Source organism: Streptomyces saintjeani (assembly GCF_055409605.1).
Window position 1 is genome coordinate 8,461,463 of record NZ_CP189624.1, and the last position, 26,172, is coordinate 8,487,634.

The window sequence follows — 26,172 nt, forward strand, 5'->3', positions numbered from 1 at the left end:
TCCCTTCTACCAGGCCAGCGAGGTCGAGGCGGCACAGCTGCGGCGCCCGGTCACGGACACCGCCTCCAGTTCGAGCGTCGTCACCGAGTCACCGCCCCGGTCCAACGGCGACACGCAGTACGCGCCGTCGTACGTCCGCCCCAGCCACCGCCGCCCCTCGGAAGTGCGCCGGAAAATGTCGTACCGAGCCACCTCGGACGGCACGAAATCCCAGGTCAGATAGACACTCGCGGCGTCCCCGGACGTCACCGCCCGCTCGACGGCGAACCCGGTCGGACACCCCGGCGCCGGATCGGGCCCCGAGTCCGCGATCCGCAACTCGCCCAGGTTCACGGCGATCCCGGAGGCGCCCCCGGTCCCGGCCAGCAGGGAGACGTGTACGGCGACGACCGTACGGCCCGCCCATGCACCGAGGTTGCCGGTCCACCGCGTCCAACTCCCGGACACCGAACCGGCGTTGATCCACACCACCTCGGTGGGAGCGTCCTCGAACACCAACCCCAGCCGCAGCGCCGCCGTCCCGGTCGAACCCCGGTGCACCAGCGAGGCGGTCGACGCCGAGGTCAGCGGCAGCCGCGTCTTGTAGAGGCGCACGACAGCCGACGCGGACGCCCCGAGCGCGCCGGTCAGCCGTAGGGAGTTGCCGCCGTCGTACGCGATCGTGTGGTCGTAGTCCGCGCGGACCGCCGTACTCGCAGCGCCCGCGCCGTCGCGGACCCACCACTGCCAGGTCGGCAACAGGTCCTGGACGCCGATGTCGAACCACGGCCGGTCGCCGACCTGCGCGCCGTCCACGAAGAACCGCTCGCCCGTGCCGGTGCAGAACCTTGTGACGAACGGGAGTTGGCCGATCACCGACTTCTCGACGATGTTGTGGGCGGTGCCGTCCCAGCCCGCCGGGTCGAGCGGGCTGCCGCTGCTGGGCTGCCGGGTGCGGCCGGTGCGCGAGGGGTCCTCGGCGGGTCCGCACCACAGTTGGCGTTCACGGGCGTAGACCGGCGCCTGCCTCGCCAGCGTGCTCTTGTCGCCGTCGACCGTGTACCAGACCATCTCGGAGCCGAGGAACGCCCAACTCGTACGCGGCTCACCGCCGTCGGGGAAGATCGCGCGCGGGTCGTAGGGCTGGGCGAAGCGGTACATGCCGATCTCGCTGCCCGCGTACACGACGTGGAACGGGTCGAGGCCCAGGGACTGCGCGTGGGCGCGGGACGCCTGGATCTTGGCCGAACTCCACCAGTAGTTGAGGAACACGCTGCTGTTGACGGGCTGTCCGCCGGACACGATCCAGGGGGAGTTCACCGAGTTGAACTCGTTCTGGTAGGAGATCCGGCCGTCGACCGTGAGGGAGTCGTACCACTGGAGATGGAAGCCGGCCGGGGCCTTGCGGGCGAGGTAGGCGAGCATCTCCATCAGGAGCTTCGCCTGGGCCGCCGTGATGGTGGCCTCCTGGTTGACGAAGTACCCGTCGAAGCCGAAGTAGCCTGCCATCGCGATGAGTTGGTCCGCGAGGGGGAACGTGCCCTGCGGGGTCTTCTCGACGATGTCCGCGAAGTTCTCCGGGCGCGGCCAGAACCAACACCCCAGGCTCAGCACGCCGTTGCGGTGCGCGGCGTCCGTGTAGCCCGGGTTGGGGAGGTTCAACAGGCCGTAGGGCGGGTTGGGTTCGGTGTGGCGGCCGTCCAGCGGGAGGCCGTGCCAGGAGGCGTACAGGTCGGGGTACTGCCAGAAGCGCAGCGCGTACGCCTCGGCGACCGGGCCGTACGGGTAGCCCTCGGTCTCCCAGCTCGGCTGGACGTAGTCGTTGGCGAGCACCGCCAGCCGAGGGCGGGGGTCCAGGCCCCGGCGGGACTGGGTCGGCTCGAAGGGGGCGATGCGCGTCGCGAGGGGGACGCGGGAGCGCAGGTAGCGGGCGTGGCGGTCGGTGTCCGGGTGCCACGACTTGATCTGCGGACCGGAGTAGCCGTGCATCAATGGAGGTTCGGGGCCGAAGCCCGCCGCCGCGAGGGACTGCGCGTGTACGGCTGTCGCGGGGAGGGCGGTGGCCAGCAGTCCGGCACCGGCAGCTTGCAGAAGGCTGCGGCGCCGCAGGGCTCTGGATAACGGGCCTGACGCGTCGACGGGCATGGAATCCCCTCTCCTCGGTAAGGCGAGAGCCGACACTAAAGCGCTAAAGTCGGTGTCGCAAGAGGGAGTTGACGACGTATCAGGCCAATGGGGCGAGGGAGTGCTCGTCGACGTCAGGTTCCCGTGCGAGGGAGCGCCGTACCGACCATCGAGGTTCGCCATGGCCGCCGAAGGCCGCCGTCCCACCCTCCGTGACATCGCCCGGCGCTGCGGTATATCCGAAGCCGCCGCCTCCTTCGCCCTGAACGGCCGCCCCGGCGTCTCCGAGGCCACCCGCAGGCGCGTCCTCGATGTCGTCGAGGAACTGAACTGGACCCCGCACCCGGCCGCCCGCGCCCTCACCGGCGCCGGGTCCTCGACCGTCGGGTTCGTCGTCGCCCGCGACGCCCGGGACGTCGGCACCGAACTCTTCTTCCACCGCCTGATGACCGGCATGCAGACCGTGCTGAGCGGACGCCACTACGGACTGTTGTTCCAGGTGGTGGCCCATGTCGAAGAGGAGATCGCGACCTATCGCCGGTGGCGGCACGAGGGAAGAGTCGACGGCGTCGTCCTGGTCGACCTGCGGCGGGACGACCCGCGCCCGGCGGCCGTCGCCGCCCTCGGCCTGCCCGGCGTCGTCGCGGGCGGCCCCGACCCCGGCGGCCACCTGTCCTCCGTACCCGTCGACGACGCCGCCGCGATGCGCGCCGTCATGAGCCACCTGCGCGAACGCGGCCACGACCACGTCGCCTACCTGTCCGGCACCGCCGCGATGCTGCACGTGCACCGCCGCATCGAATCCTTCCGACGCACCGGCCGTGACCTGGGGTTCACCGGCCTCAGGACCCTGTCCACCGACTTCTCGGCGGCGGCCGGCGAGACCGCGACCGAGACCGCCCTCACCGGCACACATCGCCCCACCGCGCTGATCTACGACAACGAGGTGCTCGCCGTCGCCGGTCTGGACGTCGTCCGCCACCACGCCCTGCGCATCCCGGACGACGTCGCGGTGGTCGTCTGGGAGGACACCCCGGTCTGCACGGCACTCAGGCCCGCGCTCACCGCGCTGCGCCGGGACGCGGTCGGGTTCGGCGCGGACGTGGCCCGGCGGCTGCTGAACCTGCTCGACGGGGAGCCGGTGACGGACCCGGCGGAACTGGTGCCCACGCTGGTCGCCCGCGCCAGCACAGACGTCAACTCACCTGAAGATCAGGAGGATTGACGGACCATCAGCCACATGTACCCACCCTGCCCCGGCCGTTGACACCCTCAACTTAAGCGCCTTAGTGTCGGCTCTCGCCGTCCCCGGCACGACCCGCCGGGGCAGTGAACGCACGGGAACTCGCCGAACCGACCGACCGACGCGAGGGAGTTCACGATGAGACGTCTCGGCATCGCAGGAGCGATCCTGGTACTGGCAGGGTGCGGAGTGGGCGGCGGGGACGACTCCGGCGGCGGCACCGACGGACCGGTCGACGGCAAGGTCACCGGCTCGATCACCTTCCAGACCTGGAACCTCAAGGGCAACTACGCCGGCTACTTCACCGGCCTCGTCGCCGCCTTCGAGAAGGAACACCCCGGCACGAAGGTCAAGTGGATCGACCAGCCCGCCGACGGCTACTCCGAGAAACTCTCCGCCGACGCCGCGGCCGGCACCCTCCCCGACGTCATGGACCTCGGCCCCGAGGCCGGCTACACCCTGGCCGGCGCCGGGAAACTCCTCGACATCGCCAAGGCCGACCCCACCGCGAAGGCCGGCTTCCTCCCCGCCGCCTGGAACGCCATGACCTGGGCGGGCATCGACGGCGGCACCTACGGCTACCCCTTCTACCTCAACACCGGCCCCTCCTTCTTCAACACCGCCCTCCTGACCAAGGCGGGCCTCGACCCGAAGAACCTGCCCAAGACCTACGACGAACTCTTCACCCAGGCCGAGAAGATGGCCGGTTCCGCGAAGGGCGCCTACTCGATGCTCGGCCGCACCCCGGTCATCGAGACCTTCGGGACGTACGGCGTCGAGCTGATGAACAAGGACGCCACCGCGTTCACCTTCAACAGCGCCAAGGGCATCGAACTCCTCACCCGCTACAAGGAGTTGTACGACGCCGGTGCGCTCACCGAGGACATCCTCAACGAGAAGCAGGTCGGCGAGGTCGACAAGTTCAAGGCGGGGGAGCTGGGTTGGCTGCCCGGCAGCGCCTACAACCTCGCCGACTTCAAGAAGAACGCCCCCGACGTCTACCGGAGCGTCGCCATCGGGCCGATCGTCGCGAACGCCGCGCCGAACATGTACATCGAGTCCCTCGCGGTGAGTTCGAGGACCGGCAACGCCGCCACGGCCGTCGCCTTCGCCAAGTTCGCGACGAACAGGGCGAACCAACTCGCCTTCGCCCACAAGGCGGCGATCTTCCCGGCCACGCAACACACCCTGGACGACCCGTACTTCACGAAGGACGACGGCACCGACGAGGGCCGGGTCCGTGTCGAGGCCGCCGCGCAGATCGGGCGGGCCGTCGTGTACTGGCCGCCCGCCTTCTCCCAGGCCATGGTCGACGAGCTGCGCGAACAGGTCGCCCTGGCGCTCAAGGGGGACAAGTCGCCGAAGAAGGCCCTCGACGACACGGTGGCGTTCTGCAACGAGAAGCTCCGCCGGGCGTGACGGCCTCTGTCACCCGTACCCACCGCTGGTGGACCGCCCCCTGGCTCTTCCTCGCCCTCGGGCTCACCGTCACCGCCGTCTTCGTCCTGTTCCCGTTCCTCAACACCGTCGTCCTGTCCTTCACCGACGCGACGATGGTGCGCGGCGGGAGGTTCGTCGGACTCGACAACTACCGCCGCCTGAGCGACGATCCGCGGTTCTGGACGGCGCTGCTCAACTCCAGTCTGTACGTCGTCTGCGTCGTCCCGTTCATGGTCGTGCTCCCGCTGCTGCTGGCGAGCCTCGTCAGCGGGCCCGGCCGGCTCATCGGGGTGTTCCGCAGTGCCTTCTACACGCCGGTCGTCATGTCCGCCGTCGCCGTCGGGCTGATCTGGACCAACCTCCTCGACAGCCGGGGACTCGTCAACGAGGCCCTGTCGTGGCTGGAGTTGGTGTCGAAACCGGTGCCGTTCATCGCGGACCGCTGGCTGCTGCTGATCAGCGCGATGTTCGTGACCGTGTGGACCGGCGTCGGCTACTACATGGTCATCTACCTCGCCGCCCTCGCGCACATCCCGACGGCCCTGTACGACGCCGCGTCCGTCGACGGGGCCGGACCCGTACGGAAGTTCCTGTCGGTGACCGTCCCCGGGCTGCGCTCCACGATGGCGCTGGTCGGGGTGCTGTCGTCGGTCGCCGCGTTCCGGGTGTTCAGCGAGGTGTACGTGCTGTCCGGGAACACGGGCGGTACCGGCGGCAAGGACATGACCATGACCATGCTCATCCAGCGGGAGGGGACGGGGCTCTCGGCGGACACCGGGTACGCGACGGCGATCAGCGTCGTCATGTTCGTGATCACGCTCGCGCTGCTGATCGTGCAACTGCGCATGCGGCGGCGGGACGGGGACGCGGAGTGAGACGCGGGGTGCGGTACGCGCTGCTGGTGCTGGTCTTCGTGATCCTCGTCGGGCCGTTCCTGTGGCAACTGTCCTTGTCCTTCAAGGGCGCTGGGGACGATCTGTACACGCGTCCGCCCCAACTTCTGCCGAGTGATCCGACGTTCGGGAACTACCAGGAGGTCGTGCGCAGGGTCCCCGTACCGGGCTACCTCCTCAACTCCACGATCGTCGCCCTGATCTCGGTCGCCGGGAACGTCGCCGGGGCGACCTGCGCGGGGTTCGCGCTCGCGCGGCTGCGGTTTCGGGGGCGGGGGCTCGCGCTGTCCGTGTTCGTCGCCGCGCTGCTGGTGCCTGGGGAGACCGTCATCGTCGCGCAGTTCCTGCTGATGCGGTCGCTCGGGCTCAACGACACGCTGCTCGGCGTGGCCCTGCCGACAGCGGTCGCCGCCCTCAACGTCCTCCTCATGCGCAACGCGTTCCTCGCGCTGCCGGTCGCGCTGGAGGAGGCCGCCGTCATCGACGGGGCGAACGTGTGGAAACGGTTCGTCCTCATCTGCGTACCGCAGGTCAAGGGTGCGATGGCCGTCGTCGCGATCTTCGCGTTCGTCGGGGCGTGGAACGACTTCCTGTGGCCGCTGATCGTCCTGTCGGACCAGGACAAGTACACGCTGACCGTCGGCCTCAACGCGCTGCGGGGCACGTTCTTCGACAACCCCCGGGTGGTGGCGGCCGGCACGATCGTCGCGGTGGCGCCGGTGCTGGTGTTCTTCTTCGGGTTGCAGCGGTTCTTCTTCCGGGGGGTCGAGGAGGGCGGGGTGAAGGGGTGAGCGGGCGTACGGGGAGTATGGGGTGGGCTGTCCGGCTGGACCGGCGGAAGACCGTGCGGGTTGCCGTGCAGGGGGCTGAGCGGCGGGTCGGTGAGGGAGGCCGTGCCGATGTACGCCAGGGCGCGCAGCCTCAGCGGCAACGCGGCGGCCGACGTCCCGCCGAGCCGCTTGCCCACGAGCGCCACAGGCCCTCGCGCCGCGTACCCATCGGCCACGGCCTCCGGCGCGCCTCCGGCCCGAACGGCCCTTCCTCCACGCGTACTTCACCTGCCACAGGACATCACCTTCTTTGCCGCTTCCCAGTGTTCCTCCGCCACCCACAGCTCCGCGAAGGCGCCGGCTGCCTCGCGCGGCGTAGGCCTCCCGGTCGTCAGCCGTTTGACCTCCTCCGCCTGCCGGTTGGCCGGCGAGAGCGTCAACTCCCGCCATCCACCGGCGAATTCACCGCGAGGTCCACGAGCCCGAACGGCTCCGCCTCCGCCGCACCCAGCCCTCCTCGACCTCGTCGGCGTCCAGCGTGCCCGCATCTTGATCTCTCCCGCCGTGAGCCGCGCCATACAGGTCGCGCAGTCCCCGGCCTCGCAGGAGAACGGCGGCATGAACCCGGCCCGCCGCGCGCTCCGGAGCGGCGTCTCGCCGGGGCGTTGACACGCCAGGCCGGGGACGGCCGCTTCGAGAGCGGCGACCGCCTCGGCCGGGGTGCTGCGTGCCGATGAGGTCTTCCACGCGGTCACGACGCCAGACGGGTACGGGATGATCGTCGGCGTCTCACGAAGGTGAAGGTGACACCCACGAGGACCAGTTGAGCATCCACACCTGCACCCTCGCGTCCTGGGCCGCCGTCGTCAGTGCGCTGCCGTCCGTGCTGAAGTCGACCGTCTGGGTCTTTCCCGAGGTGCTGCTCGGCGGCATGAGGGTCTTCGCCGGGGTGGAACTCGTGTAGTCGAGCAGGCTGACCGTGCCGGTTTCGGAGATGAGGGCCAGGCGTTCGCCGGACGGGCCGAACTCTGCCGTGGTCATGCCGGGGAAGGCGCGTTCGCGTGCGTGGCCGGAGATCCGCCACAGCTGTACGGTGCTGCCGCTGTCCATGAGCGCGAGCAGTTCGCCGTCGCCGCTGAAGCCGAGGGGACGGCCTTCGGCGAGTGCGGCGACGCGTTTTCCGGTCGTGACGTCCCACAGGCTCGCCTTGTGGTCGGCGGCGAACTCGCTGCTCGTGGCGAGCGTCCTGCCGTCCGGGCTGAGGGCGATCACGTAACCGGTGGCGAGCGTGGCGGTGACCTTGCCGGTCGTCACGTTCCAGAGCTTGACCGTGCCGGGACTGCCCGCCGCACCTGCCGCGAGCGTCTTGCCGTCCGGCGTGAACACCATGCTCTGGACGCCGTTGTCGAAGCCGGTGAGGGTGGTGACGAGCTTGCCCGTGCTGGTGTTCCACAGGCGGATCGGGTTGCCGTAGTCCTGGTTGGCGGCGAGACCGGCGGCCGTCGCGAGGAGGTCGCCGCGCGGACTGAACGCCATCGTGACGCTCGACGGAGCGCCGGTGGCGATGTCGGTCCTGCTGTTCGCGGTCAGGTTCCACAGGCGGACCGTCTTCTTCGCGGCGTTGTCCGTCTGCACCGTGGCCAGGAGGCCACCGGCCGGGCTGAACAGGGGGTACGCCTGACCGGGGAACGTGTTGACGGTCCCGGCGTCCGTCGCACGCAGCAGCTGTACGCCTTTGCTGCCGGTCGCCGCGATGAGTTTGCCGTCCGGACTGAACGCCGCTGAACTGCCGACGTCGGACGCAGCCGCGCGGAGGACGGGACCGGGTGCGGGTCTGGATCCGCCTGACGAGGCGGACGAGTTCGAGTCGTCACCCTTGTCCTGGAGGAGGGCCAGGGTCACCGGGACGGACACACCGATCACCAGCACCACGACGGCGGCGAGGATCTTGGCGCGGGTGGAGAGAGCGAGTCTGCGGGGGCGCGAGGGGGATGCGGTGGCTCGGGAGCGGGCGGGCGAGGGGTCGGCGGGCCGGGGAGGGACGGAGGGGAGCGGCGGGATCAGGACAGGTGCCTCGCTCGCGGGTGTGGGTGTGGGTGTGGGTGCGGGTGCGACGGGTGCGTCTGCCGGTGCCGGTGCGGATGTGGATTCGGGTGCCGATGCACGTGCGGCAGCGGACCCCAAAGCCTCAGTGCCCGTCCCCGCCCTGGCCTCCGACCTGGTCTCCGGCTCCGTCCCCGCCACCGTCCCGGTCCCAGCCACCGTCTCGATCCCCGGCTCCGTTCCGGTCACCGTCTCCGTCCCGGTCTCCGTCCTGGCCACCGTCCCCGTCTCGACCTCCGGCTCCCTTTCCACAAGCCCACCAACCACCCCCGCAACCGCTCCCGAAGCCACTTCCGGAGCCACCGGAGCCACAGGAACCTCCGGAACCACCGGCCGAGGCATCAGCGACGTCAGTCGGATCGTCGCCGCCGCAGACACCTGCTTGCTGTCGTCCTCCTCCAGCCGCCGCACCTCCTCCAGCACCGCCGCCCGCACCTGCGCGTTCCCGATCCGGTGCAGATGCATCAGCCCCTCCAGCGCCCCCAGCCGATCACCGACCATCGGACTCGCGAGAGCGTTGCGCAGGTGCAGCGGAAGGCGCCAGTTGATGTTGTGCGCGATGACGATCCGGCCCTCGACGTCGTCCTGCTTCTTGGGCCGCTGCTGAGGCATCGCCTCCACGACCCGGTCATGGACGTACCCGTACAGCTCGTCGAGCGTGATGTCGCCGTCCCCGTCGAGATCCGCGCTCCCGTCGCGCAGGCCCTCCACGAGGTACCGGGTGAACACCGACTGCGCGGCCTGCCCCTGCGCGCGCTCGCCGTCGAAGGAGTACTGCGTGGAGTCCGAGGCGGTGAGGACCGTACGGCCGCGCCCCTGGAACCGCTCCAGCGCGTGCACCTCGGTGTCACCCTTCGTACGCGCCGGGAACGCGCCGCTGTAGCAGCAGTCGAGGATCAGCACCATCCGCCGGGACGCGCACCCCTCCATGGCCTGGTCGATCTGCTCGGCGGACAGCGCGGTGAACAGGAGGCTGTCGTGGCGGGTGTCGGTGGTCGCGAGGTAGAGCCGGCCGTGGTCGTCCTTGAGACCGTGGCCGGTGAAGTACAGCAGGGTGAGGTCGTCGCGGCGCCGGTCGCGGTACAGCTCGCTGATCGCCGAACCGACGCGGTGGTACGGCTCGTTGACGAGGGTGGTGACCTCGAACCCGGCGATGTCCGGGTCCCGCAGCACCGCCGCCAGCGCCTCCGTGTCGTGCGCGGGTGAGGTCAACTGCCGCAGCGTGGCGTCCTGATGGTCGTACGTCGCGACGAGCAGCGCGAGCCGGCGCCCCACGGCCCGCTCACCGGCCTTCGCCGGAGTGGCGGCGCACGAACGCCTCGACCAGCGCCCGCCGTTCGGCGTCCGTCGCGGCCTCCAGCTCGATCGTGTCACCGTCGACGGTGACCGACACCCGGTGCCGTGCGGAGGAGCGGCCGAGCCAGTCCCGTACGGCACCGATGAGCGAGGTGAACACGCCGCCGGACGCGCTGAGCGCCACCACGATCGCGCCGAGCGTCACCGCGTCCGGCCCCTTCGCTCCCCCGGGAGCGGCGGCGCCGGGTGCGAACCGGGCCGACTCGACGTCCAGCGCGGCGAGTTCGGCCCGCAGTCGGCGCAGCAGCCGTTCGGCGGCCTCCGGGTCGAGTTCGGGGTCGGGTGTGACGTCCAGCCGTACGTCCCGCACCCGCTCCGGAGCCGAAGCGTTCTCCCACATGCCGTCCCCCGATGCAGCCGTTTTGCCCCCTTCAGTGTGGCCGTCCACAGGGCTTTGCGGGAGTCTCCGGGGAAACTTCGGGCGGGAAGCCTTCCGGGGTGCTAAGGCGTGTTGCGGAAGTCCCGCCTGCCGCCCGACGCCTGGCACGCACTCTCGCCGCACCGGGCGAAACCCCACGTACAACCAGTACGAGGGCTTCCGCCCGGCACTCCCCCAAGCTCTTCGAGCAGGGGGGACCCCCAGAGCACGCACCAGACGCCGCTCGGCCCGCCCTCCGGGCGGACGACGGGACTTCCGCAACACGCCCTAGAGGTAGTCCTCCAGCCGAGCCACCGTGAAGCCCTGCTCCTCGATGTGCCGCAGCATGTTCACCGTCATCTGTGTGATCGTCCGGCCCTTCAGCTCCGACGGCCCCCGGAAGTGCGCCAGGATGATGTCGCCGGGCCGCAGCTTCTTGCCGGGGAGCTGGTACTGCATGTTCTTGATCTGCATGGACTCGCGCCACAGGATGATCGCCTGGAGTCCGCAGGACGCGGCGGCGCTGCGGGTGGCCTCGTTCCAGTTGCCGTAGGGCGGGCGGAAGAGGCGGGGCGCGGTGCCGTAATGGTCCGTCAACTTCTTCTGCTGGCCGCAGATTTCCCGCTTCTGGGCGTCCGCGCCCAGCGTGGGGAGGTTGGGGTGGGACAGGGTGTGGTTCTCGACGGGGTTGCCGAGGGCCTGGAGCTTCGTGAAGTAGCCGTAGTCCGAGCGGATCGCCGCGTCCGTGAGGAACATGGTGATCGGAAGCTTCAACTCCCGCATCATCGTGATGAATTGGGGGTCCTGCTCGGTCCCGTCGTCGAAGGTGAGGAAGACGATCTTCTCCTTCGTGGGTATCTCGCTGATCACCGGTATCTCGCCGCCGGACTTCAGCGTGACCGGCTTCACGGCGGGCGGCTCCGGCGCCTCGGCGAGCGGCTTCAGCCCCCACTTGCGGTACGCGGCCTCGACGGCGGCCCGGGGATTCACGGAGGGTGCGGCGCTCGACGCGGACGGCGACGCCGACGGCCGGGACACCGCCGAGGACTCGGTCGTACACCCTGTCGCCAGACCCGCGACGAGAAGGGCGCAGACCGCCACCGCTCCCTTGATCCGCCAGTGCATCGCGCTGCTCCCTGAAACCGTGTGATCCGTACGCCGTCCCCGTTCACCTGTTGTGATGTCGAACAGGCGTCCACGGTTCCGTGATCACACGATCGCACAACCCGCTGACTAGGGCATTCCCCCGTCCACCCGCAGCGTCGCCCCGGTCGTGTACGACGACGCGTCGGACAGCGCGGCCCCCACGACCTCGCGCGGCTCCCCGATCCGCCCGTCACCCCCTTGTCCGCCGACCCCGCGGGCGCCTGAGCCCCCACCGGCGTCGTCGTCCTCGGACGTGCCGAGCGACATCCGGTCGACGGTCTGGTCCACGGCGGGCGGCACCTCAACCGCCCTGATCCACGCGACCATCGGCGAACACGAGTTGGCCACCTTCGAGGTGAACGTCAGCAGCGACTCGTCCTCGGATGCCGTGAAGCCGTACGCCCGCTGAGCCCAACGCCCGCTCCCCGGCGTCCCTTTGACCCGCCCGGAATCCCCGGCGGGCCTGTCCTCGCACGACACCGTGCCCCGAGCCCCGGCGCGCACCCCGCGCAGCTCGGGGGCGGTACGGTCGTCAGCCCGCCGGGCAGCGGCGTCACCCCCACGTCACCGCGACGAAGGCCGGCAAGTCCGGGTCCGCGTACCGACATGCCGGGGCGGGGCCGGACAGACTCCGACCCCGCCCGTGAAAAGCCTTACCCGGTAAGGGAGTTCACGCCTTGCGCGCGACCGCCCCGTACGCGTCCACGTACACCCGCTGCGTGTCCTCGGTCGGCCGCCACTCGGTGACCTGCACGACCCCGGGCTCCAGCAGATCGAGGCCGTCGAAGAACCCGCCGATCTCCTCGACGCTGCGCACGTAGTACGGCACGGCCCCGCTCTTGTTGTACGCGTCGGACGCCGCGATCATCCCCTCGCTCGTCGCCGTCGAGTCGCTGATGACGAGGTGGCTCCCGGACGGCAGCCCGGCGACCAGGTCGCGGACCAGCTGACGCGCCTGCTCGTACTCGCCGACGTGCCCGAGCGTGTTGAGGATCATCAGGGCGACCGGCTGCGAGAGGTCCAGCGTCCCGGACGCCTTCTCCAGGATCGCCGCCGGGTCGTACATGTCCGCGTCGAGGTACGCGGTCTCGCCCTCCTTCGTGCTGGTCAGCAGCGCGTTGGCGTGGGCGAGGACGATCGGGTCGTTGTCGACGTACACGATCTTCGTCTCGGGGGCGACGCGCTGGGCGACCTCGTGCGTGTTGTCGGCGGTCGGCAGACCCGTGCCGATGTCCAGGAACTGCCGGATCCCGACCTCACCGGCGAGGTGGGTGACCGCACGCCCGAGGAAGTGGCGGCTCGTCACCGCGACGTCGACCAGCCCGGGGAAGATCTCCTTGATCTGGTCCCCGATCTGCCGGTCGACCTCGTAGTTGTCCTTACCCCCGACGAAGTAGTTCCAGAACCGCGCCGAGTGAGGCGTGGACGTGTCGATCCGCGAGCGGGCCTCCTGGGCCTTGCCCGCGGGGGAGTGGGTGTCCTGGGTGTCCGACACGGCAAAGCCTCCTGCGACTGATGAACAACGCTGATCAGAACGCCACCCTAGGCGAACACCCTTTGGCCGAAAGCCACTTGAGCCCACCGGACGCTACGGACCGTAAGGTTTTGGCCATGAGGCAAGGCTGGGGTCCAACTGGCTTGCAGGCAGGGCGTGTTCGCAATCCGGAGGCACCCCGACCGGCATATGGGCAGGCCAGAATCGGATGCGGGCGGCCCGAGTTCGCGACCGCACCCGACGCGGCACACCCCGGCGCCGCCGTACGGCCGCCGGCACTGGCGAGCGACCCCGGCCCGAACTCGCCGCTACGCGCGGGTAGTCAGACGACCCCTCGCCGGCCGCGCCCCGACACCGACACCGCGAGCACCGCCAGCAGTACCAGCGCCCCCGCAGGCCCCAGCACCGTCCACGGCGCCAGTTCCAGATACGGCTGGTTCTCCGACATCAGGCGCCCCCACTCCGGCGTCGGCGGCTGCTCCCCGAGCCCCAGGAAGCCCAGCGACGCGAGGACGAGGACCGTCGTCGGCAGCCGCAGCAGCGCGTTGCGGATCACGGCGGGCAGGACCGCCGGGATGTGGTGGCGGCGCAGCAGGTACGCGGACCCCGCACCCAGCGAGCGGGACGCCAGCGTGTGCCCGGCGGCCCGTTCCTGGGCCAGCAGCGCCGCCGTCTGGGCCGCGTACGGCGCCCAGCCCACCAGGCACACGGCCAGCGCCGCTCCCCATACCGACGGCCCGGTCACCGCCGTCGTCAGCAACCCGGCGAGCACGGCCGGCAGCGTCGACACGACCTCCGTCAGTCCCGCCCCCACCCGCCCGGCGACCCCCAGCAGCAGCCCCACGAGCACGCTCACCCCCGTCACGGCGAACGCCACAAAAGCCGTCCGCAGCGCCCCGTGCCCCAGGCGTGCCAGCATGTCCCGCCCCAACGAGTCCGTGCCCAGGGGGTGTTGGAACGACGGCGACAGCAGCCGCGCCCCCGTGTCCACCTGCGCCGGATCCCGCAGCAACCCGGCGACGACCAGCGAGACCAGCACGACGCCGCAGACCACCGCGAGCCACCCCCGGGCCCGCACCCCCACCACCGGCACCGCGGGCAACGCCCCGTCCCGCAGCGCGGGCCCGAGCAGCACCCGGCAGACACCCCGGATCGCCAGCCCCGCCCCCACACCCAGCAGCACCAGCACCAGCGTCACCGTCTGGAGCGGCGGCAGATCCTGGGCCAGCGCCGTGTCCAGCGCGAGCCGCCCGAGCCCGGGAATGTTGAAGATCTTCTCGACGGCGACCGACCCGCCCACCAACCCCACGACGGTCGGCAGGAGTTGTGGCAGCACCCCGGGCAGCGCCCGCCGCAGCGCGTTCCGCGCGACATACCCGCGCGACAGCCCGAACGCGCGAGCCGTACGCACCCACGGCTCCCGGAACACCCCCGGCAACGCCTGCTGCAACAACCCCCCGATCATCGCCCCCGACGGCACCCCCAGCGCCAGCGCGGGCAGCACCATCGACTGCGGCCCCTCCCACCCACTGGACGGCAGCCACCCCAGCCACACCCCGCACACCGTCGCGAGCAGCGAGGCCAGCAGGAACTTCGGCAGCGCGGCGAGCACGGCCGCGAACACCCCGCCCCCGGCTCGCCTCAGCCGCCCGCGCGACCCCAGCCACAGGGTCCGCGCACACACCAGCCCGACCACGGCGACGGTCACGACGAGCGCGCCCAGCATCATCGTCACCGACACCGCGAACGCGTCGGAGACCTGCGGCCACACCGCCTCCCCGGACACCCACGAGGTCCCCGCGTCCCCGCCGAGCCACCGCACGAGGTGCGCCAACGGGCCTTCGTCGAGCCCGAGTTGCTCCCGCACGGCCGCCAACTGGCCCGGCGTCGGGTCCTGGTCGCCGGAGCGGGCGCGAAGTACCGTCAGCGCGGGGTCGGTTCCGGAGAGCCAGGGCAGCGAGGTGACGGCGGCGAGGAGAGCGGCGCCGGCCAGGACACGGCCGGCGACCGTACGGGAATCGGTCACTTCAGGTGCGTACCGACGGTGATCAGCGAGCGTTCACGCGGGTCGAGGACGACGCCCTCGACGTCCGCCGAGATCCCCTGCACGACCTTCTCGTGCACGAGCGGCACCACGGCGTCCGTCCGCAGGACCTCCGCCTCGGCCCGCATGATCTTCTTGTGCCGGGCGGCCGAATTCCCTTCCTCGGCGGCGGACTTGATCGCCGCGTCGACCTTCGCGTCCTTCAGCCCGGCGATGTTGTACACCCCGTCGCTCGTGAAGTCGCTCGCGAGGTACGCCACCGCGTCCCCCGTGTCGAGCAGCGTCACCCGCGAGAACACGAGCGCGTCGTACTTCCCGGCGAGGAGGTCGGCCTCCATCTGCGTGTACTCGCGCACGTCCTGCTTCACCGTGAACCCGGCCTTCTCCAGCTGCTGTTGGAGCACGGTCGCGGCCTCGGGCAGCTCGGTACGGTTGGTGTACGTGGCGAGCCGCACGGTGGTTCCCTGGGGGACCTTCACCGCAGCCGCCCGCCCGGTCACCGGGACCCGGTCGGCGGCGGCCCAGGACACGGCGGGCCCGAACAACCCCTGCCCGGCGTCCGCGTACCCGCCGAACACCGACCCGACCAGCGCGGAACCGTCCACGGACTCACGCGCGGCGGCCCGCAGCCCGGCGTTCACGAACGTGCCGGAGCGGGTGTTGAGGACGAGGCTGTCGGTCCGCACCGACGGCACCTCGTGCCGGGTGCCCGCGTCGAGGAGCTTCGCCTGCGAGGTCGGTATCCACTCCGCGACGTCGACGTCCTTGCTGCGCAGGGCGTTCGCGCGGGCCGTGCCGTCCGCGATCCAGGTGACGTCGACGCCGGGCGCCTTCGCCTTGCCGCCCCAGTAGCCGTCGTACCGGTCGAGCGTGGCGCTCGTCTTGCCGGTCAGCTTGGTGATTTCGAAGGGGCCGGTGCCGGTGCCGACCGGGGTGACGGCGCCGTTCGCGCCGTACGCCTTCGCGGAGAGGATGCCGAGCGCGGGGCTCGCCAGACGCAGGGGGAGGACCGGGTCGGGGGTCTTCGTCGTGAGGGTGACGGTGTCGGGGTCGTCGGCCTTCGCGGTGAGGGTGACGTCGCTCAGGACACGCGGCTTGGTCGCGGCCGAGTTGGCGTGGTCGAGGGCGTTCACGACCGAGGCGGCGGTCACCGAAGTGCCGTCCTGGAAGGTCGCCTTGCGCAGGTCGAACGTCCAGGTCGTGGGCGCGGTCTGCTTCCAGGACGTGGCTAGTGCGGGCGCGGCGGCGCCGTTCTTGTCCAGCGCGGTCAGCCCCTCGGTCACCGAGAGCTTGCTCAGGACGGTCGCGTCGTTGCTGTACGGCGACAGCGCCTGCGCCGGCGGCACCGCGAGGGCGACCCGCAGCCGTCCGCCGTCGGAACCCTGCGCGGAACCGGACCCGCCCGAGGAGAAACAGCCGGCCAGCAGCGGGGTGAGAGCGAGCGCCGCGAGCAGACCGCGGGAGGTGGTGCGCATGGATGTCCTGTCGACGGGGAACGAACGCGCCCCCGGCGTACGGACATATGCCTGTACGACGACCGAGGACATGTACACCTTATAAGGCAAGCCTTACCAAGCTCCACCACGGGGCCCCGGACCCGGGACACCCGGCCGTCCCCCGAGCGGAACTCGGTCGTTGACCAGGGCGAGTCGACCCTCCGCAGGAAGGAACCCGCCGTGGACGAGACCGTCACCGTCGAGAACCCGCAGGCATGGCTGCCGAGAGCGGAGTGGGTGAAGACCCAGCCGCAGACCCTGCTGGCGTCCTGCGTCCTCCTCCTGGACGGCGCGGGCCGCGTCCTGCTCCTGCGCTACGCCCCCGGCCAGCCCGCCGCCGGGAACTGGTGGCTAACTGGAGTGCGAGCGGGTTCGTCTGAGCTGCTGGACGACACGTCATCCCATTTCAGCAGGTAGGAGCGTCGTCAGGCTCCGCGAGCCTTCGTCCTGGATTGTAGGTAGTTCGCCTGAATTTCAGGAGTCACTGCTGTAATTTCTTTGTTCGTGGCAGATCCCAGGACTCGCGTGCTATCCCTCGTGCCGCCGCCCGGCGAGCCACCGTCCGCAAGTTCGGTGCTGCTGGACGGCGAGCCGGAACCGAGCGACGTGCTGTTGTTGCAGCGTCGGTACGGCGGTGGCGCGTGCGAGGAAGACGAGCAGTTGTTCTTCATGGACACGCTGGTGGAGTACCAGTGGGCGCGGGATGTGGCGGGGCTGGCGTCCTCCGGGCGTAGGTCGCAGAGCCGTCGCGGCACACGACTTCAACGGCCCGATGTTCGCGTAACCATGCCTCCAGGGTGTCGGCCGTGCGGTCGGGCAGTACGTCGATCCGCTCATGCGTCTCGGCATCGATGATCACGGTGGCGTAGCGGTGCCGCCGGCGCAGAGCGAAGTCGTCGACGCCTATCACTCGAGGCGTGCGTCCTGCGGGCAGCGGGATGCGCAACAGGGTGCGCAGAGCCGTGTGACGCGAGACGCCTGCCGCGAGTATCGCCAGCAGACGTGCCCCCGCCCGGCCCGCTAACTCCTTGACTACGGCCTTGACTTGCCTGGTCAGGCGGGTGGTGCGTCGCTGGTATCGGTCCAGGACTCCGGGCACCTGCCCGCGGAAGGTGCGGTGGCAGCCGCGGGTGGGGCACACCAGGCGCCGCACCCGCACACGGACCACCAACCCGGCGCCCGTCGACCGGCACGTCAGCCACAGTCCGCCAGTGATAGCCGTGCACCCGCCCCGACTGCACACCGCACATCGGACACGGCGCCATGTCCTGCGGCGTCCGCGCCCGCACCACGATCCGCTCACCCTCGTCGACCACGTCATCTATGGCCAGCGGGAACAGACCCGAAAACACCGTCTGCACAAGCTCGTTGACATCCTTCACGCGAAGTTCAACGACCCTCACGACTCTCCGTCACCACCGGAAGCGAGACAGGGCCGTTAAATTGACACACCCGTTCCAGGCGTCGAAGCCGGACCGGAGTTCGTTGCACCAGCCTGTGGCCTGTCGGCACAAACGGTGCCAGCTCTTCGGACGCCTACGTCGCCCGCCTTCGCATCGGACGGCTGGGAGGATCTCCCGCACCACATGATCCATTCTGCGGATCTCGACAGCCCTCTTGCCTAGTCGCTGTTTCTTGAAATACGCTACGCATGCTCTTAAAAGATACAGACATGGCGTTCGCGCCGAGCGCACACCTCCCCTCAGGGCCTCGGAAGGCCCACCCCCGGCCCAGGAGGCCCGTCATGAGGATGTCTCGATCTGTCCGGCGCTCACGAGCCATCGCCGCCGTGGGAACAACGCTGAGCGCGCTCCTGGTGGGCGCTTGCGGTGGGGCGGCGAACGGAGCGGCCGACGGCTCCGTCACCCTCACCTTCGCCACCTACGGCGGCCCCTACGAGGCCGCGCAGCAGAAAGCCTGGATCGACGGCTTCCAGGCGGCCAACCCCGGCATCAAGGTGCTCGTCACCGGCCCCGTGGACTACGGCAAGATCAAGGCGATGACGGAAGCCGGGAACGTCGGCTGGGACGTCGTGGACGTCAACGGCGACTACGGCATGGAAAGCCAGTCGAAGTACCTGACCCCCATCGACTGCGCCCGGGTGACGGCCTGTGCCACTCCGCTGCGCGGCCTGACCAACACCCGGTGGCGGATCGCGGAGAACACCAGCGCGCTCACGCTCGCCTACAACACCGACAAGGTCTCCGGGACGCCCGAGGACTGGGCCGACTTCTTCGACACCGCCAAGTTCCCCGGCAAGCGCGCGCTGCCCAAGTCCGTGGGCTCCGGAGCACTGGAAGCGGCGCTGCTCGCCGACGGAGTGCCCGCGGATCAGCTGTATCCGCTGGACGTGGACAGGGCTCTGAAGAAACTGGACACGATCAAGAAGGACATCGTGTGGTGGGAGACCGGCACACAGTCCGAGCAACTGCTGAGCAGCGGCGAGGTGGTCATGGGCGGCATCTGGTCCCCGCGTGCCTACAACCTCGCCGTGACCTCGAAGAAGCCGGTCGCGATCCAGTGGAACCAGCAAATGGTCTTCGGCAGCTACCTGGTCGTACCGAAGGGCGGCAGGCACACCGCCGAGGCGATGAAACTGATCGACTGGATCACCTCGCCGAAACGCAACGGTGCCATCTCCGCCTACTACCCGGTGGGTCCGGGCACCGCCGACGCGAAGGCCGCCGCGGACTCGACGCTGGTCTCCTGGCTGCCGTCCAGCCATCTGCAAGGATCTGCGGCCCAGAACGACACGTGGTGGGACAAGAACCTCGACGAGGTCGGCGACGGGTTCCAGACCTGGCTGCAGTCATGAGCGCGCAGCAGACCGTCATTCCGGCCGAGCCGGCGATCGAGACGCCCGCCCCGGCCGGCCGTCGACCGCGGCGCCGTATCGACGGATGGCTGTGGGTGGCGCTGCCCGGAGCGCTGTTCCTGCTGGTCATGTTCGGCTTCCCGCTCATCGAGATCGTCCGGCGGAGCCTCACCGACCCCTCGCCCCAGGTGTACCGGGTGTTCATCGACACCCCCCTCTACTGGCAGACCCTGCTGCGCACCTTCCGGGTCGCGGCGCTGGTGACCCTCACGTCGGTGCTGCTGGGCTACCCGTTCGCCTACGTCATGGCTCGGGCCAGACCGGCCTTGCAGGCACTGCTGATCGCGGTCGTCCTGCTGCCCGTCTGGACGAGCTTCCTCGTACGCACCTTCGCCCTGCAGATCTGGCTCCAGGACAGCGGCCTGATCAACAAGCTGCTGATGCGCGTGCATCTGATCGACGATCCCGTCCCACTGATCAGAACCAGTTTCGGGGTCACGGTGGGCATGTCCCAGATCCTGCTTCCCTTCATGATCCTCCCGCTGTACTCGGCCATGCGCCGCGTAGATCCGGAACTCGTCCGGGCCGCGACCGGACTGGGCGCCTCCCCCGTGCGAGCGTTCGTCCGGGTCTTCCTGCCACTCACCCTGTCCGGCGTGTACGCCGGCTGCCTGCTCGTGTTCGTCCTGTCGCTGGGCTTCTACATCGCGCCGGCCATCCTCGGCGGGCCGGAGTCGACGATGATCAGCACTCTCATCGTGGACCTCGTCCAGACGCGGTCCGACTTCGGCACGGCCAGCGCCGTGGCGGTGGTGCTGCTCCTGGCCACGTTCGCCGTCCTTGCCGTGGGCAGCAGATTCGTCCGCATCCGTGACCTCGTCTCGACGGAGGTGGAGCGATGAACGCGCTGCGCAAGGCTCCGCTGGCCGTCGTCACCTTTGGTGTGGCAGCGCTGCTGGCGGCCCCGAGCCTGGTCCTGGTCCCCATGTCGTTCACGTCGGGCGCCCTGCTGGAGTTCCCGCCGCCGGGCTACGACACCCAGTGGTACGAGCGGTATTTCGCCGACGTGCAGTGGCAGCAGGCGACACTGCACAGTCTCTGGATCGCGCTGTGGACAGTACTGCTGTCGGTCGTCCTCGGAACGGCGACCGGACTGGCCCTGGTGCGTGGCAGGTTCCGCGGTGTCGGTCTGCTCAACGCCCTCATCCTGGGGCCCGCGATCGTCCCCACGGTGATCACCGCGATCGCGCTCTATTCCGTGATGGCCAGGTCGGGGCTGACCGGAACGCTGACCGGGCTCGTCCTGGGCCATACCGTCCTGGCCTTCCCCCTGGTCGTGGTGACAGTGTCGGCGAGCGCGCGCACCCTGGACCCGGCGCTCGAACTGGCGGCCGCGAGCCTGGGTGCGGGGCGGCTGGCGACCTTCTGGCACGTCATCCTGCCGGGCCTCGCCCCGGGCATCACGATCGGTGCCGTCTACGCCTTCGTGACCTCCTGGGACGAGCTCATCGTCTCGATCTTCCTGACCAGTCCGATGTACACCACCCTGCCCGTGCAGATGTGGTCGCGGATCCGGCTGGAGAGCGATCCGACCGTCGCGGCGGTCTCCACCCTGCTGGTGGCGCTGAGCACGCTGGGCCTGCTCTTCATCATGTTGTTCCGCTGGATCGACTCCCGGAGGACGAGGACGTGACCATGTTGTCCCTCACTCAGGTCAGGAAGACCTACCACGACTTCGTCGCGGTGGAATCGGTGTCGCTGGACGTGGCAGAAGGCGAGTTCGTCTCGTTTCTGGGGCCGTCGGGTTCGGGCAAGACCACGACACTCCGCATGATCGCCGGGTTCACCGAGCCGGACGCGGGCTCGGTGGTCCTCTCGGGCCGGGAACTCACCAGGGTTCCGGCGTTCCGGCGGGACATCGGCATGGTCTTCCAGCACTACGCCCTGTTCCCCCACATGACGGTGGCCGAGAACGTGGCCTTCTCACTGAAGATGCGGAAGGTCGACCGCACCGCCACCCGCCGACGCGTGGAGGCGGCGCTGGAGCGGGTTCAGCTGGCCGAGCTGGGCGACCGCAAGCCGGCCCAGTTGTCCGGTGGCCAGCAGCAGCGGGTGGCACTGGCCCGGGCCATCGTGTTCGAGCCCAAGCTGCTGCTCATGGACGAGCCGCTCGGTGCGCTGGACAAGAAGCTGCGCGAAGCGCTCCAGGTCGAGATCACCCGGATCAGCCGTGAACTCGGCATGACCGTGGTGTACGTGACGCACGACCAGGACGAGGCGCTGGCCATGAGCGACCGCATCGCGATCTACAACCATGGCCGGATCGAGCAACTCGGCACCGGTCGCGATCTCTACGACCGGCCGACGTCGCTCTTCGTCGCCACCTTCATGGGCGACTCCAACGTCCTCACCGGGACCCTGGACAAGGACGAGGTCTCCTGTCCCAGCGGTCGTATCCAGGTGGATCGGGCGCATGTGGCAGCGCGTTCGCTGCGCGACGGTGACCGCGTCTCGGTGGTCGTCCGGCCGGAGAAACTGTCGGTGTCCACGGCCGCGTCGGAGCGCAACCGGGTGAAGGGGACCGTGGCCGAGGTCGTCTACCTCGGGGCATCGCAGCGTGTACTCGTGGACGTTCCCGGCTGCACCCTCACGGTCAGACAGCCCGCCGCGACTGCCGACGGCGGCCTGCGGCCGGGCGACGTCGTCCAGGTCGGCTGGCCCGCCGACCACGGTGTGGTGGTCGCGGCGGAGGCGTCGTCATGAGGGTGCTCGCGGTGTGCGGCTCCCTCCGGGCCGACAGCCTCAACGCCCGGCTGCTACGGGCGTGCGGGGAGATGTTCCCCCCACAGGTCCGGGTCGAGTACTACGACGGGCTGCGGGACATCCCGCCGTACGACGCCGATCACGACGGGGAAGCCCCTCCGGACGCGGTCGCCCGCCTGCGCCGCGAAATCACCGACGCGGACGCGCTGTTCATCGCCACGCCCGAGTACAACTGGTCGGTCCCCGGCGTACTCAAGAACGCCTTGGACTGGGCCTCCCGGCCGGCCGGCGCCTCCAGTCTGCGAGGAAAACCGGTGGGCATCGTCGGTGCCTCGACGGGTCCCCTGCGGACCGTGCGCGGGCAGATCGTCCTGCGGCAGGTGCTGGCCTGCGCGGACAGCCGTACGCTGACCAAGCCGGAGCTGCTGGTCTTCAACGCCCACGAACGTTTCACCGGCGGGTGCCTGACGGACCCGCGCGCCGAGGCGCTGGCTGCCGCGTACGTCAAGGCGTTCCTCGCCCACGTACGCGCCGGAACTCAGGTGACGATGTGACCGGCGGGGTGCGGAATGGTGTGCACGATCCACACCTCGGCGTCGCGCTTGCCCTGCACCACCCAACGGTGCGGCTCGTCAGCGGCGTAGTTGGCGTAGTCACCCGCCGAAATGATGGCCGGCTGTTCCATCGGGCCGACCTGAATGCTCCCCGACCGCACGAAGACGTGTTCCCTGGCCCCCTGGCCATGGGACATCGAGGTCTCGGTGTGGCCCGACCGGAAGATCTGATGGTGAATCTCGATGAAGACGGAACCCACCAGGGTGCTCTTGACCACCCGACCGATGGAGGCGGAGTCGGATATGTCCAACCCCTCGTTGGCACGCACGACCTCCACGCCGCTCGGCTCCTCGGACCGCAGAAGGCTGATCGGGTCCACCCCGAGCGCTTCCCCGATCGCCGTGATCGTGTCCAACGTGGGGTTGGTGTTCTCACGCTCCACCTTGGAAAGCGTCGCCTTGGCCACGCCGGAACGCTCGGCGAGCTGATTCAGCGATAGGCCGCGGGCCTCGCGAAGGCGCCGCACGTTCTCCGCGAGAGTCGTACCGAGCTTGGTCACGCAAGCACGGTACCCCATACCTACGCCGTCCCTTTTACGAACACGAACGTTCCACTTCAGTAACCAACGAGCGAGAAGGAGAGCTGCGATGGGCGAGATCGTCGGAGCCGGGCTGCTGGCACACGTGCCGTTGATCATGCTCCCTCACGAGGCGCGACTTGAGGAGAACGACGGCAAGGAGATCACTCTTGTCACCGGGCTCCAGGCGCTGCGCCGGGATGTTTTCGAGGTCGCCGACTACGACACCGTCGTGGTCATGGACAGCCACTGGGCCACCACGGTGGAGTTCGTGGTCACCGCCCATGACCGCCGCGCGGGGCTGTTCACCTCCGACGAGCTGCCCCGTGGCATGTGCCGCGTCCCCTACGACTGGCCCGGGGACCCGGAGCTGGCGGGCGAACTGGTCCGCGCGGGCAAGGAACAGGACGCCTGGATCACCGGCATCGACGACCCCTACCTGCCCACCCACTACGCCACGGTGAACCTCTGGCACTACCTGGGCCGCGGCCTGGCCGACAAGCGGTGGGTCTCCATCGGGGTGTGCCAGACCGGCGAGGCCGAGGACCACCTCCGGGTCGGTCGAGCGCTGGCGACAGCCGTGGAGCGCACCGACCGCAAGGTCCTTGTGATCGCCTCAGGCGCGCTCTCCCACGCCTTCTGGCCGCTGCGGCAGACGCCGCTGCACACCGCCGCGGCGATCGAGCACATCAGGACGCCGCAGGCCGCCCGGGCCGACCTCGAACGGATCGCCTGGTTCCAGGAGGGAAACCACGGGAAGGTGCTCGCCACGATGGACGAGTTCCGCGCCTTCAAACCTGAGGCGGGCTTCGCGCACTACCTCATGCTGGCGGGGGCGCTGGGTGGAGCGGAATGCACGGCTGCGGCCCGGCAGTTCGGCGAGTACGAGAACGCGCTCGGCACCGGGCAGGTGCACCTGTGGTTCGACCGGCCCGAGTCGGGCTGGACCGGCCGCTCATGACCATCCCCCTGCCCCGGGACCGGGCCGCGCTGGGGTCGTTCATACTGCTGCCCTCGCCCGAGAGCGCCGAACTGCACGCCCGCTGCGGCTACGACTTCCTGCTGATCGACGCCCAGCACGGGCTGTTCGCGGAGAGTGCCCTGCACGGTCTGATCACCGCGGTCGAACTCGCCGGCGCTCTGCCGATCGTACGGGTCGCCTCCGGGGACCACGCCTGCATCGGCCGGGCCCTCGACCTCGGTGCCCGGGCGGTAGTCGTCCCCATGGTGTCGACGGCCGCCGAGGCCGCCTCGGCGGTGGCCGGCTGTCTCTATCCGCCGCACGGCAGGCGCAGTTACGGGCCGATCCGTCTGCTCCACACCGGCCGCGCCGCCGAACCCGTCGGCTGCTTCGCCATGGTGGAGACCGCCGAAGGAGTGGCCGAGGTGGACGCCATCGCGGCCACCCCCGGGCTGACCGGCGTCTTCGTCGGACCCACCGACCTGGCGATCAGTCTCGGGCTGCCCGCCGACTACCGGGTGGAGGACCCGGTGCACGACGGCGCGATCCAGCGCGTGGCGGACGCGTGCCGTCGCCACGGCATCACGGCCGCCGTTCAGACCTCTTCGGCCGCCGAGGCACAGCACCGGATCTCCCAGGGCTACACCCTGGTCAGCCTGCGCAGCGACGTGGCCCTTCTCACGAGCGCGAGCAAGGACATCGCCAGCAGCGTCCGCACGGCAACCGAGCACACCCGACTCCCGCACAGGAAGAGCGCCCATGTCACGTGACCCGGCCAACGAGCCACCCCCGTCCGATCCACGGGTGCTCCGGCTGATCCACCCGGACCTCTTCGGCCGGGAGCGCTCGAAGCAGTTCCCCGCCTCTCTCCTGCCCTCCCTGCTCCACGGGGTGGCGTACTCCAAGGTGAGCCTGATCGAAGGACTCACCGGAACTCCTCTGGAGGGCGAGGAGTTCCCCGACCAGAAGACGCACCCCGATCTGCTCGCCGTCCCCGACCAGGCCACGGCACGCCGGCCGCCCTGGGAGCCGGACGCCGTCTGGTTCCTGGCCGACCTGGTCGAGGAGGGTCCGTCACGGTTGTGCTCCCGTACCGTGCTGCGCGACGCCTGCACGGCGCTGAAGGAGCGCGGCCTCGACGCCGTGGCAGCCCCGGAGCCGGAGTTCTACCTCCTCCACGGGGCCGACGGGCGGACGCCGTACTCGATGCACGGAACGTCGTACATGATCGGGCGGGAGGTCGACCCGGACGGCGCGTTCGGGCGCCTCCACCGCTCCCTGATGGACTTCGGTGTCGCCGTCACCTGCGCCAACCGGGAGTTCACGCCGGGACAGTTCGAGATCAACATGCATCACGCGGACGCGCTGACCGCGGCCGACAACATGTTCCTGCTGAAGATCGCGGTCAAGGAACTCGCCCTGGGAGAAGGACTCACCGCGACCTTCATGCCCAAGCCCTTCACCGACGGAGAGGGCAGCGGCATGCACGTCCACCTGTCGCTGTGGCGGGACGGTGTCAACGCCTTCGCCTCCGACGACGGCGGCGTCTCGGACCTCTGCCGCGCCTTCATCGGCGGTGTCCAGGCGCACGCCCGGGCCATCAGCGCGTTCGCCTCCCCGACCGTCAACTCCTACAAGCGGTTCGTCCCGGGCAGCCTGACCCCGGCCACCGCCTCCTGGGGCGACGACAACCGCTTCTGCTACCTCCGCATCCCCAGGGAACGGGGAGCGGCGACCCGTGTGGAGGTCCGCGGCGGCGACGCGAGCGCCAACCCCTACCTCCTGCTGGCCGCGATCATCCAGGCCGGCATCGACGGCATCGACAACGACCTGCGACCGCGCGAGAACCCCGACCCCCTGCCCCGCTCCCTGCGCGAGTCACTGGACGCGCTCGCCGACGACGACGTGCTCGCCAAGGCCCTGGCCCCCGAGCTCGTCAGCGTCTTCATCGGACTCAAGAACGACGAGATCGAACGCTCCGAGCGCACCGTGACCGACTGGGAATGGGACCACTACCTCCGCAGGGCCTGACCTGCACCGAGAAAGGACACCGC

General features: G+C 69.9%; 23 protein-coding genes and 1 pseudogene. 13 read left to right on the plus strand and 11 right to left on the minus strand.

What is annotated here, in order from left to right; genetic code table 11:
• Positions 1-6: 6 nt before the first annotated feature.
• Positions 7-2,124: an endo-beta-N-acetylglucosaminidase gene (locus ACQCO7_RS37805; RefSeq protein ID WP_464076033.1), complete on the minus strand. Its 2,118-nt coding sequence runs from the start codon at positions 2,122-2,124 to the stop codon at positions 7-9.
• A 160-nt stretch (positions 2,125-2,284) separates the two neighbouring features.
• On the opposite strand from ACQCO7_RS37805, the gene ACQCO7_RS37810 reads away from it, so the two are divergent.
• The 4 genes from ACQCO7_RS37810 (at position 2,285) to ACQCO7_RS37825 (ending at position 6,470) form a co-directional block, all read left to right on the plus strand.
• Positions 2,285-3,328, plus strand: a complete 1,044-nt coding sequence (locus ACQCO7_RS37810) for a LacI family DNA-binding transcriptional regulator (RefSeq protein WP_464076034.1) — start codon at positions 2,285-2,287, stop codon at positions 3,326-3,328.
• Positions 3,329-3,484: 156 nt separating this feature from the next.
• On the plus strand, positions 3,485-4,765 hold the full coding sequence (locus ACQCO7_RS37815; RefSeq protein ID WP_464076035.1) for an ABC transporter substrate-binding protein: 1,281 nt from the start codon (positions 3,485-3,487) through the stop codon (positions 4,763-4,765).
• Positions 4,762-5,661, plus strand: coding sequence for a carbohydrate ABC transporter permease (locus tag ACQCO7_RS37820; protein WP_464076036.1), 900 nt, complete (start codon positions 4,762-4,764; stop codon positions 5,659-5,661). The genes ACQCO7_RS37815 and ACQCO7_RS37820 overlap by 4 nt, the downstream gene beginning before the upstream one ends.
• Positions 5,658-6,470 (plus strand): carbohydrate ABC transporter permease, encoded by an 813-nt coding sequence (locus ACQCO7_RS37825; RefSeq protein ID WP_464076037.1) that lies wholly within the window; start codon positions 5,658-5,660, stop codon positions 6,468-6,470. Before ACQCO7_RS37820 ends, ACQCO7_RS37825 begins: the two co-directional genes overlap by 4 nt.
• A 263-nt stretch (positions 6,471-6,733) precedes the next feature.
• Here ACQCO7_RS37825 and ACQCO7_RS37830 read toward each other — a convergent pair whose 3' ends face one another.
• From ACQCO7_RS37830 to ACQCO7_RS37865, 8 genes are all read right to left on the minus strand, one after another.
• Positions 6,734-7,069, minus strand: a complete 336-nt coding sequence (locus ACQCO7_RS37830; RefSeq protein WP_464077395.1) for a 2Fe-2S iron-sulfur cluster-binding protein — start codon at positions 7,067-7,069, stop codon at positions 6,734-6,736.
• 169 nt (positions 7,070-7,238) lie between these two features.
• On the minus strand, positions 7,239-9,827 hold the full coding sequence (locus ACQCO7_RS37835; protein ID WP_464076038.1) for a caspase, EACC1-associated type: 2,589 nt from the start codon (positions 9,825-9,827) through the stop codon (positions 7,239-7,241).
• 7 nt (positions 9,828-9,834) lie between these two features.
• The gene (locus ACQCO7_RS37840) at positions 9,835-10,248 is read right to left on the minus strand and encodes an effector-associated constant component EACC1 (protein ID WP_464076039.1); all 414 of its coding nucleotides are present in this window, start codon (positions 10,246-10,248) and stop codon (positions 9,835-9,837) included.
• A gap of 306 nt (positions 10,249-10,554) precedes the next feature.
• Complete coding sequence (locus ACQCO7_RS37845; RefSeq protein WP_464076040.1) at positions 10,555-11,391, minus strand: polysaccharide deacetylase family protein; 837 nt, start codon at positions 11,389-11,391, stop codon at positions 10,555-10,557.
• 108 nt (positions 11,392-11,499) lie between these two features.
• On the minus strand, positions 11,500-11,916 hold the full coding sequence (locus ACQCO7_RS37850; RefSeq protein WP_464076041.1) for a hypothetical protein: 417 nt from the start codon (positions 11,914-11,916) through the stop codon (positions 11,500-11,502).
• A gap of 166 nt (positions 11,917-12,082) precedes the next feature.
• Complete coding sequence (locus ACQCO7_RS37855) at positions 12,083-12,907, minus strand: SAM-dependent methyltransferase (RefSeq protein WP_464076042.1); 825 nt, start codon at positions 12,905-12,907, stop codon at positions 12,083-12,085.
• Between the two features lie 322 nt (positions 12,908-13,229).
• On the minus strand, positions 13,230-14,933 hold the full coding sequence (locus tag ACQCO7_RS37860) for an ABC transporter permease subunit (protein ID WP_464076043.1): 1,704 nt from the start codon (positions 14,931-14,933) through the stop codon (positions 13,230-13,232).
• Positions 14,930-16,426, minus strand: coding sequence for an ABC transporter substrate-binding protein (locus tag ACQCO7_RS37865; RefSeq protein WP_464076044.1), 1,497 nt, complete (start codon positions 16,424-16,426; stop codon positions 14,930-14,932). Before ACQCO7_RS37865 ends, ACQCO7_RS37860 begins: the two co-directional genes overlap by 4 nt.
• Before the next feature lie 201 nt (positions 16,427-16,627).
• On the opposite strand from ACQCO7_RS37865, the gene ACQCO7_RS37870 reads away from it, so the two are divergent.
• Positions 16,628-16,864, plus strand: coding sequence for a hypothetical protein (locus ACQCO7_RS37870; RefSeq protein ID WP_464076045.1), 237 nt, complete (start codon positions 16,628-16,630; stop codon positions 16,862-16,864).
• 310 nt (positions 16,865-17,174) lie between these two features.
• Here ACQCO7_RS37870 and ACQCO7_RS37875 read toward each other — a convergent pair.
• Positions 17,175-17,829 (minus strand): annotated as a pseudogene (locus ACQCO7_RS37875) (ISL3 family transposase); the annotation flags it as partial.
• Between the two features lie 407 nt (positions 17,830-18,236).
• On the opposite strand from ACQCO7_RS37875, the gene ACQCO7_RS37880 reads away from it, so the two are divergent.
• From ACQCO7_RS37880 to ACQCO7_RS37900, 5 genes are read left to right on the plus strand one after another with little or no spacing between them, the layout of a single operon-like run.
• A complete protein-coding gene (locus ACQCO7_RS37880; RefSeq protein WP_464076046.1) occupies positions 18,237-19,262 on the plus strand; it encodes an ABC transporter substrate-binding protein in 1,026 nt (341 codons plus the stop codon).
• The gene (locus ACQCO7_RS37885) at positions 19,259-20,164 is read left to right on the plus strand and encodes an ABC transporter permease (protein ID WP_464076047.1); all 906 of its coding nucleotides are present in this window, start codon (positions 19,259-19,261) and stop codon (positions 20,162-20,164) included. Before ACQCO7_RS37880 ends, ACQCO7_RS37885 begins: the two co-directional genes overlap by 4 nt.
• The gene (locus ACQCO7_RS37890; RefSeq protein WP_464076048.1) at positions 20,161-20,955 is read left to right on the plus strand and encodes an ABC transporter permease; all 795 of its coding nucleotides are present in this window, start codon (positions 20,161-20,163) and stop codon (positions 20,953-20,955) included. Before ACQCO7_RS37885 ends, ACQCO7_RS37890 begins: the two co-directional genes overlap by 4 nt.
• 2 nt (positions 20,956-20,957) lie before the next feature.
• Positions 20,958-22,025 carry an ABC transporter ATP-binding protein gene (locus ACQCO7_RS37895; protein ID WP_464076049.1) on the plus strand — a complete coding sequence of 356 codons (1,068 nt, stop codon included), beginning with the start codon at positions 20,958-20,960 and terminating at the stop codon, positions 22,023-22,025.
• Entirely contained in the window at positions 22,022-22,579 is a 558-nt protein-coding gene (locus tag ACQCO7_RS37900) for an NADPH-dependent FMN reductase (RefSeq protein ID WP_464076050.1), read from the plus strand. The genes ACQCO7_RS37895 and ACQCO7_RS37900 overlap by 4 nt, the downstream gene beginning before the upstream one ends.
• On the opposite strand, the gene ACQCO7_RS37905 is transcribed toward ACQCO7_RS37900, so the two are convergent.
• A complete protein-coding gene (locus ACQCO7_RS37905; protein ID WP_464076051.1) occupies positions 22,564-23,139 on the minus strand; it encodes a helix-turn-helix domain-containing protein in 576 nt (191 codons plus the stop codon). The two genes, ACQCO7_RS37900 and ACQCO7_RS37905, sit on opposite strands and share 16 nt — an antisense overlap.
• Positions 23,140-23,227: 88 nt before the next feature.
• Here ACQCO7_RS37905 and ACQCO7_RS37910 point away from each other — a divergent pair, with 88 nt between their 5' ends.
• The 3 genes from ACQCO7_RS37910 to ACQCO7_RS37920 are packed head-to-tail and all read left to right on the plus strand — an operon-like array spanning position 23,228 to position 26,149.
• Entirely contained in the window at positions 23,228-24,118 is an 891-nt protein-coding gene (locus tag ACQCO7_RS37910; RefSeq protein WP_464076052.1) for a DODA-type extradiol aromatic ring-opening family dioxygenase, read from the plus strand.
• Entirely contained in the window at positions 24,115-24,888 is a 774-nt protein-coding gene (locus ACQCO7_RS37915; protein ID WP_464076053.1) for an HpcH/HpaI aldolase family protein, read from the plus strand. The genes ACQCO7_RS37910 and ACQCO7_RS37915 overlap by 4 nt, the downstream gene beginning before the upstream one ends.
• Positions 24,878-26,149 (plus strand): glutamine synthetase family protein, encoded by a 1,272-nt coding sequence (locus tag ACQCO7_RS37920; protein ID WP_464076054.1) that lies wholly within the window; start codon positions 24,878-24,880, stop codon positions 26,147-26,149. The genes ACQCO7_RS37915 and ACQCO7_RS37920 overlap by 11 nt, the downstream gene beginning before the upstream one ends.
• Positions 26,150-26,172 lie beyond the last annotated feature (23 nt).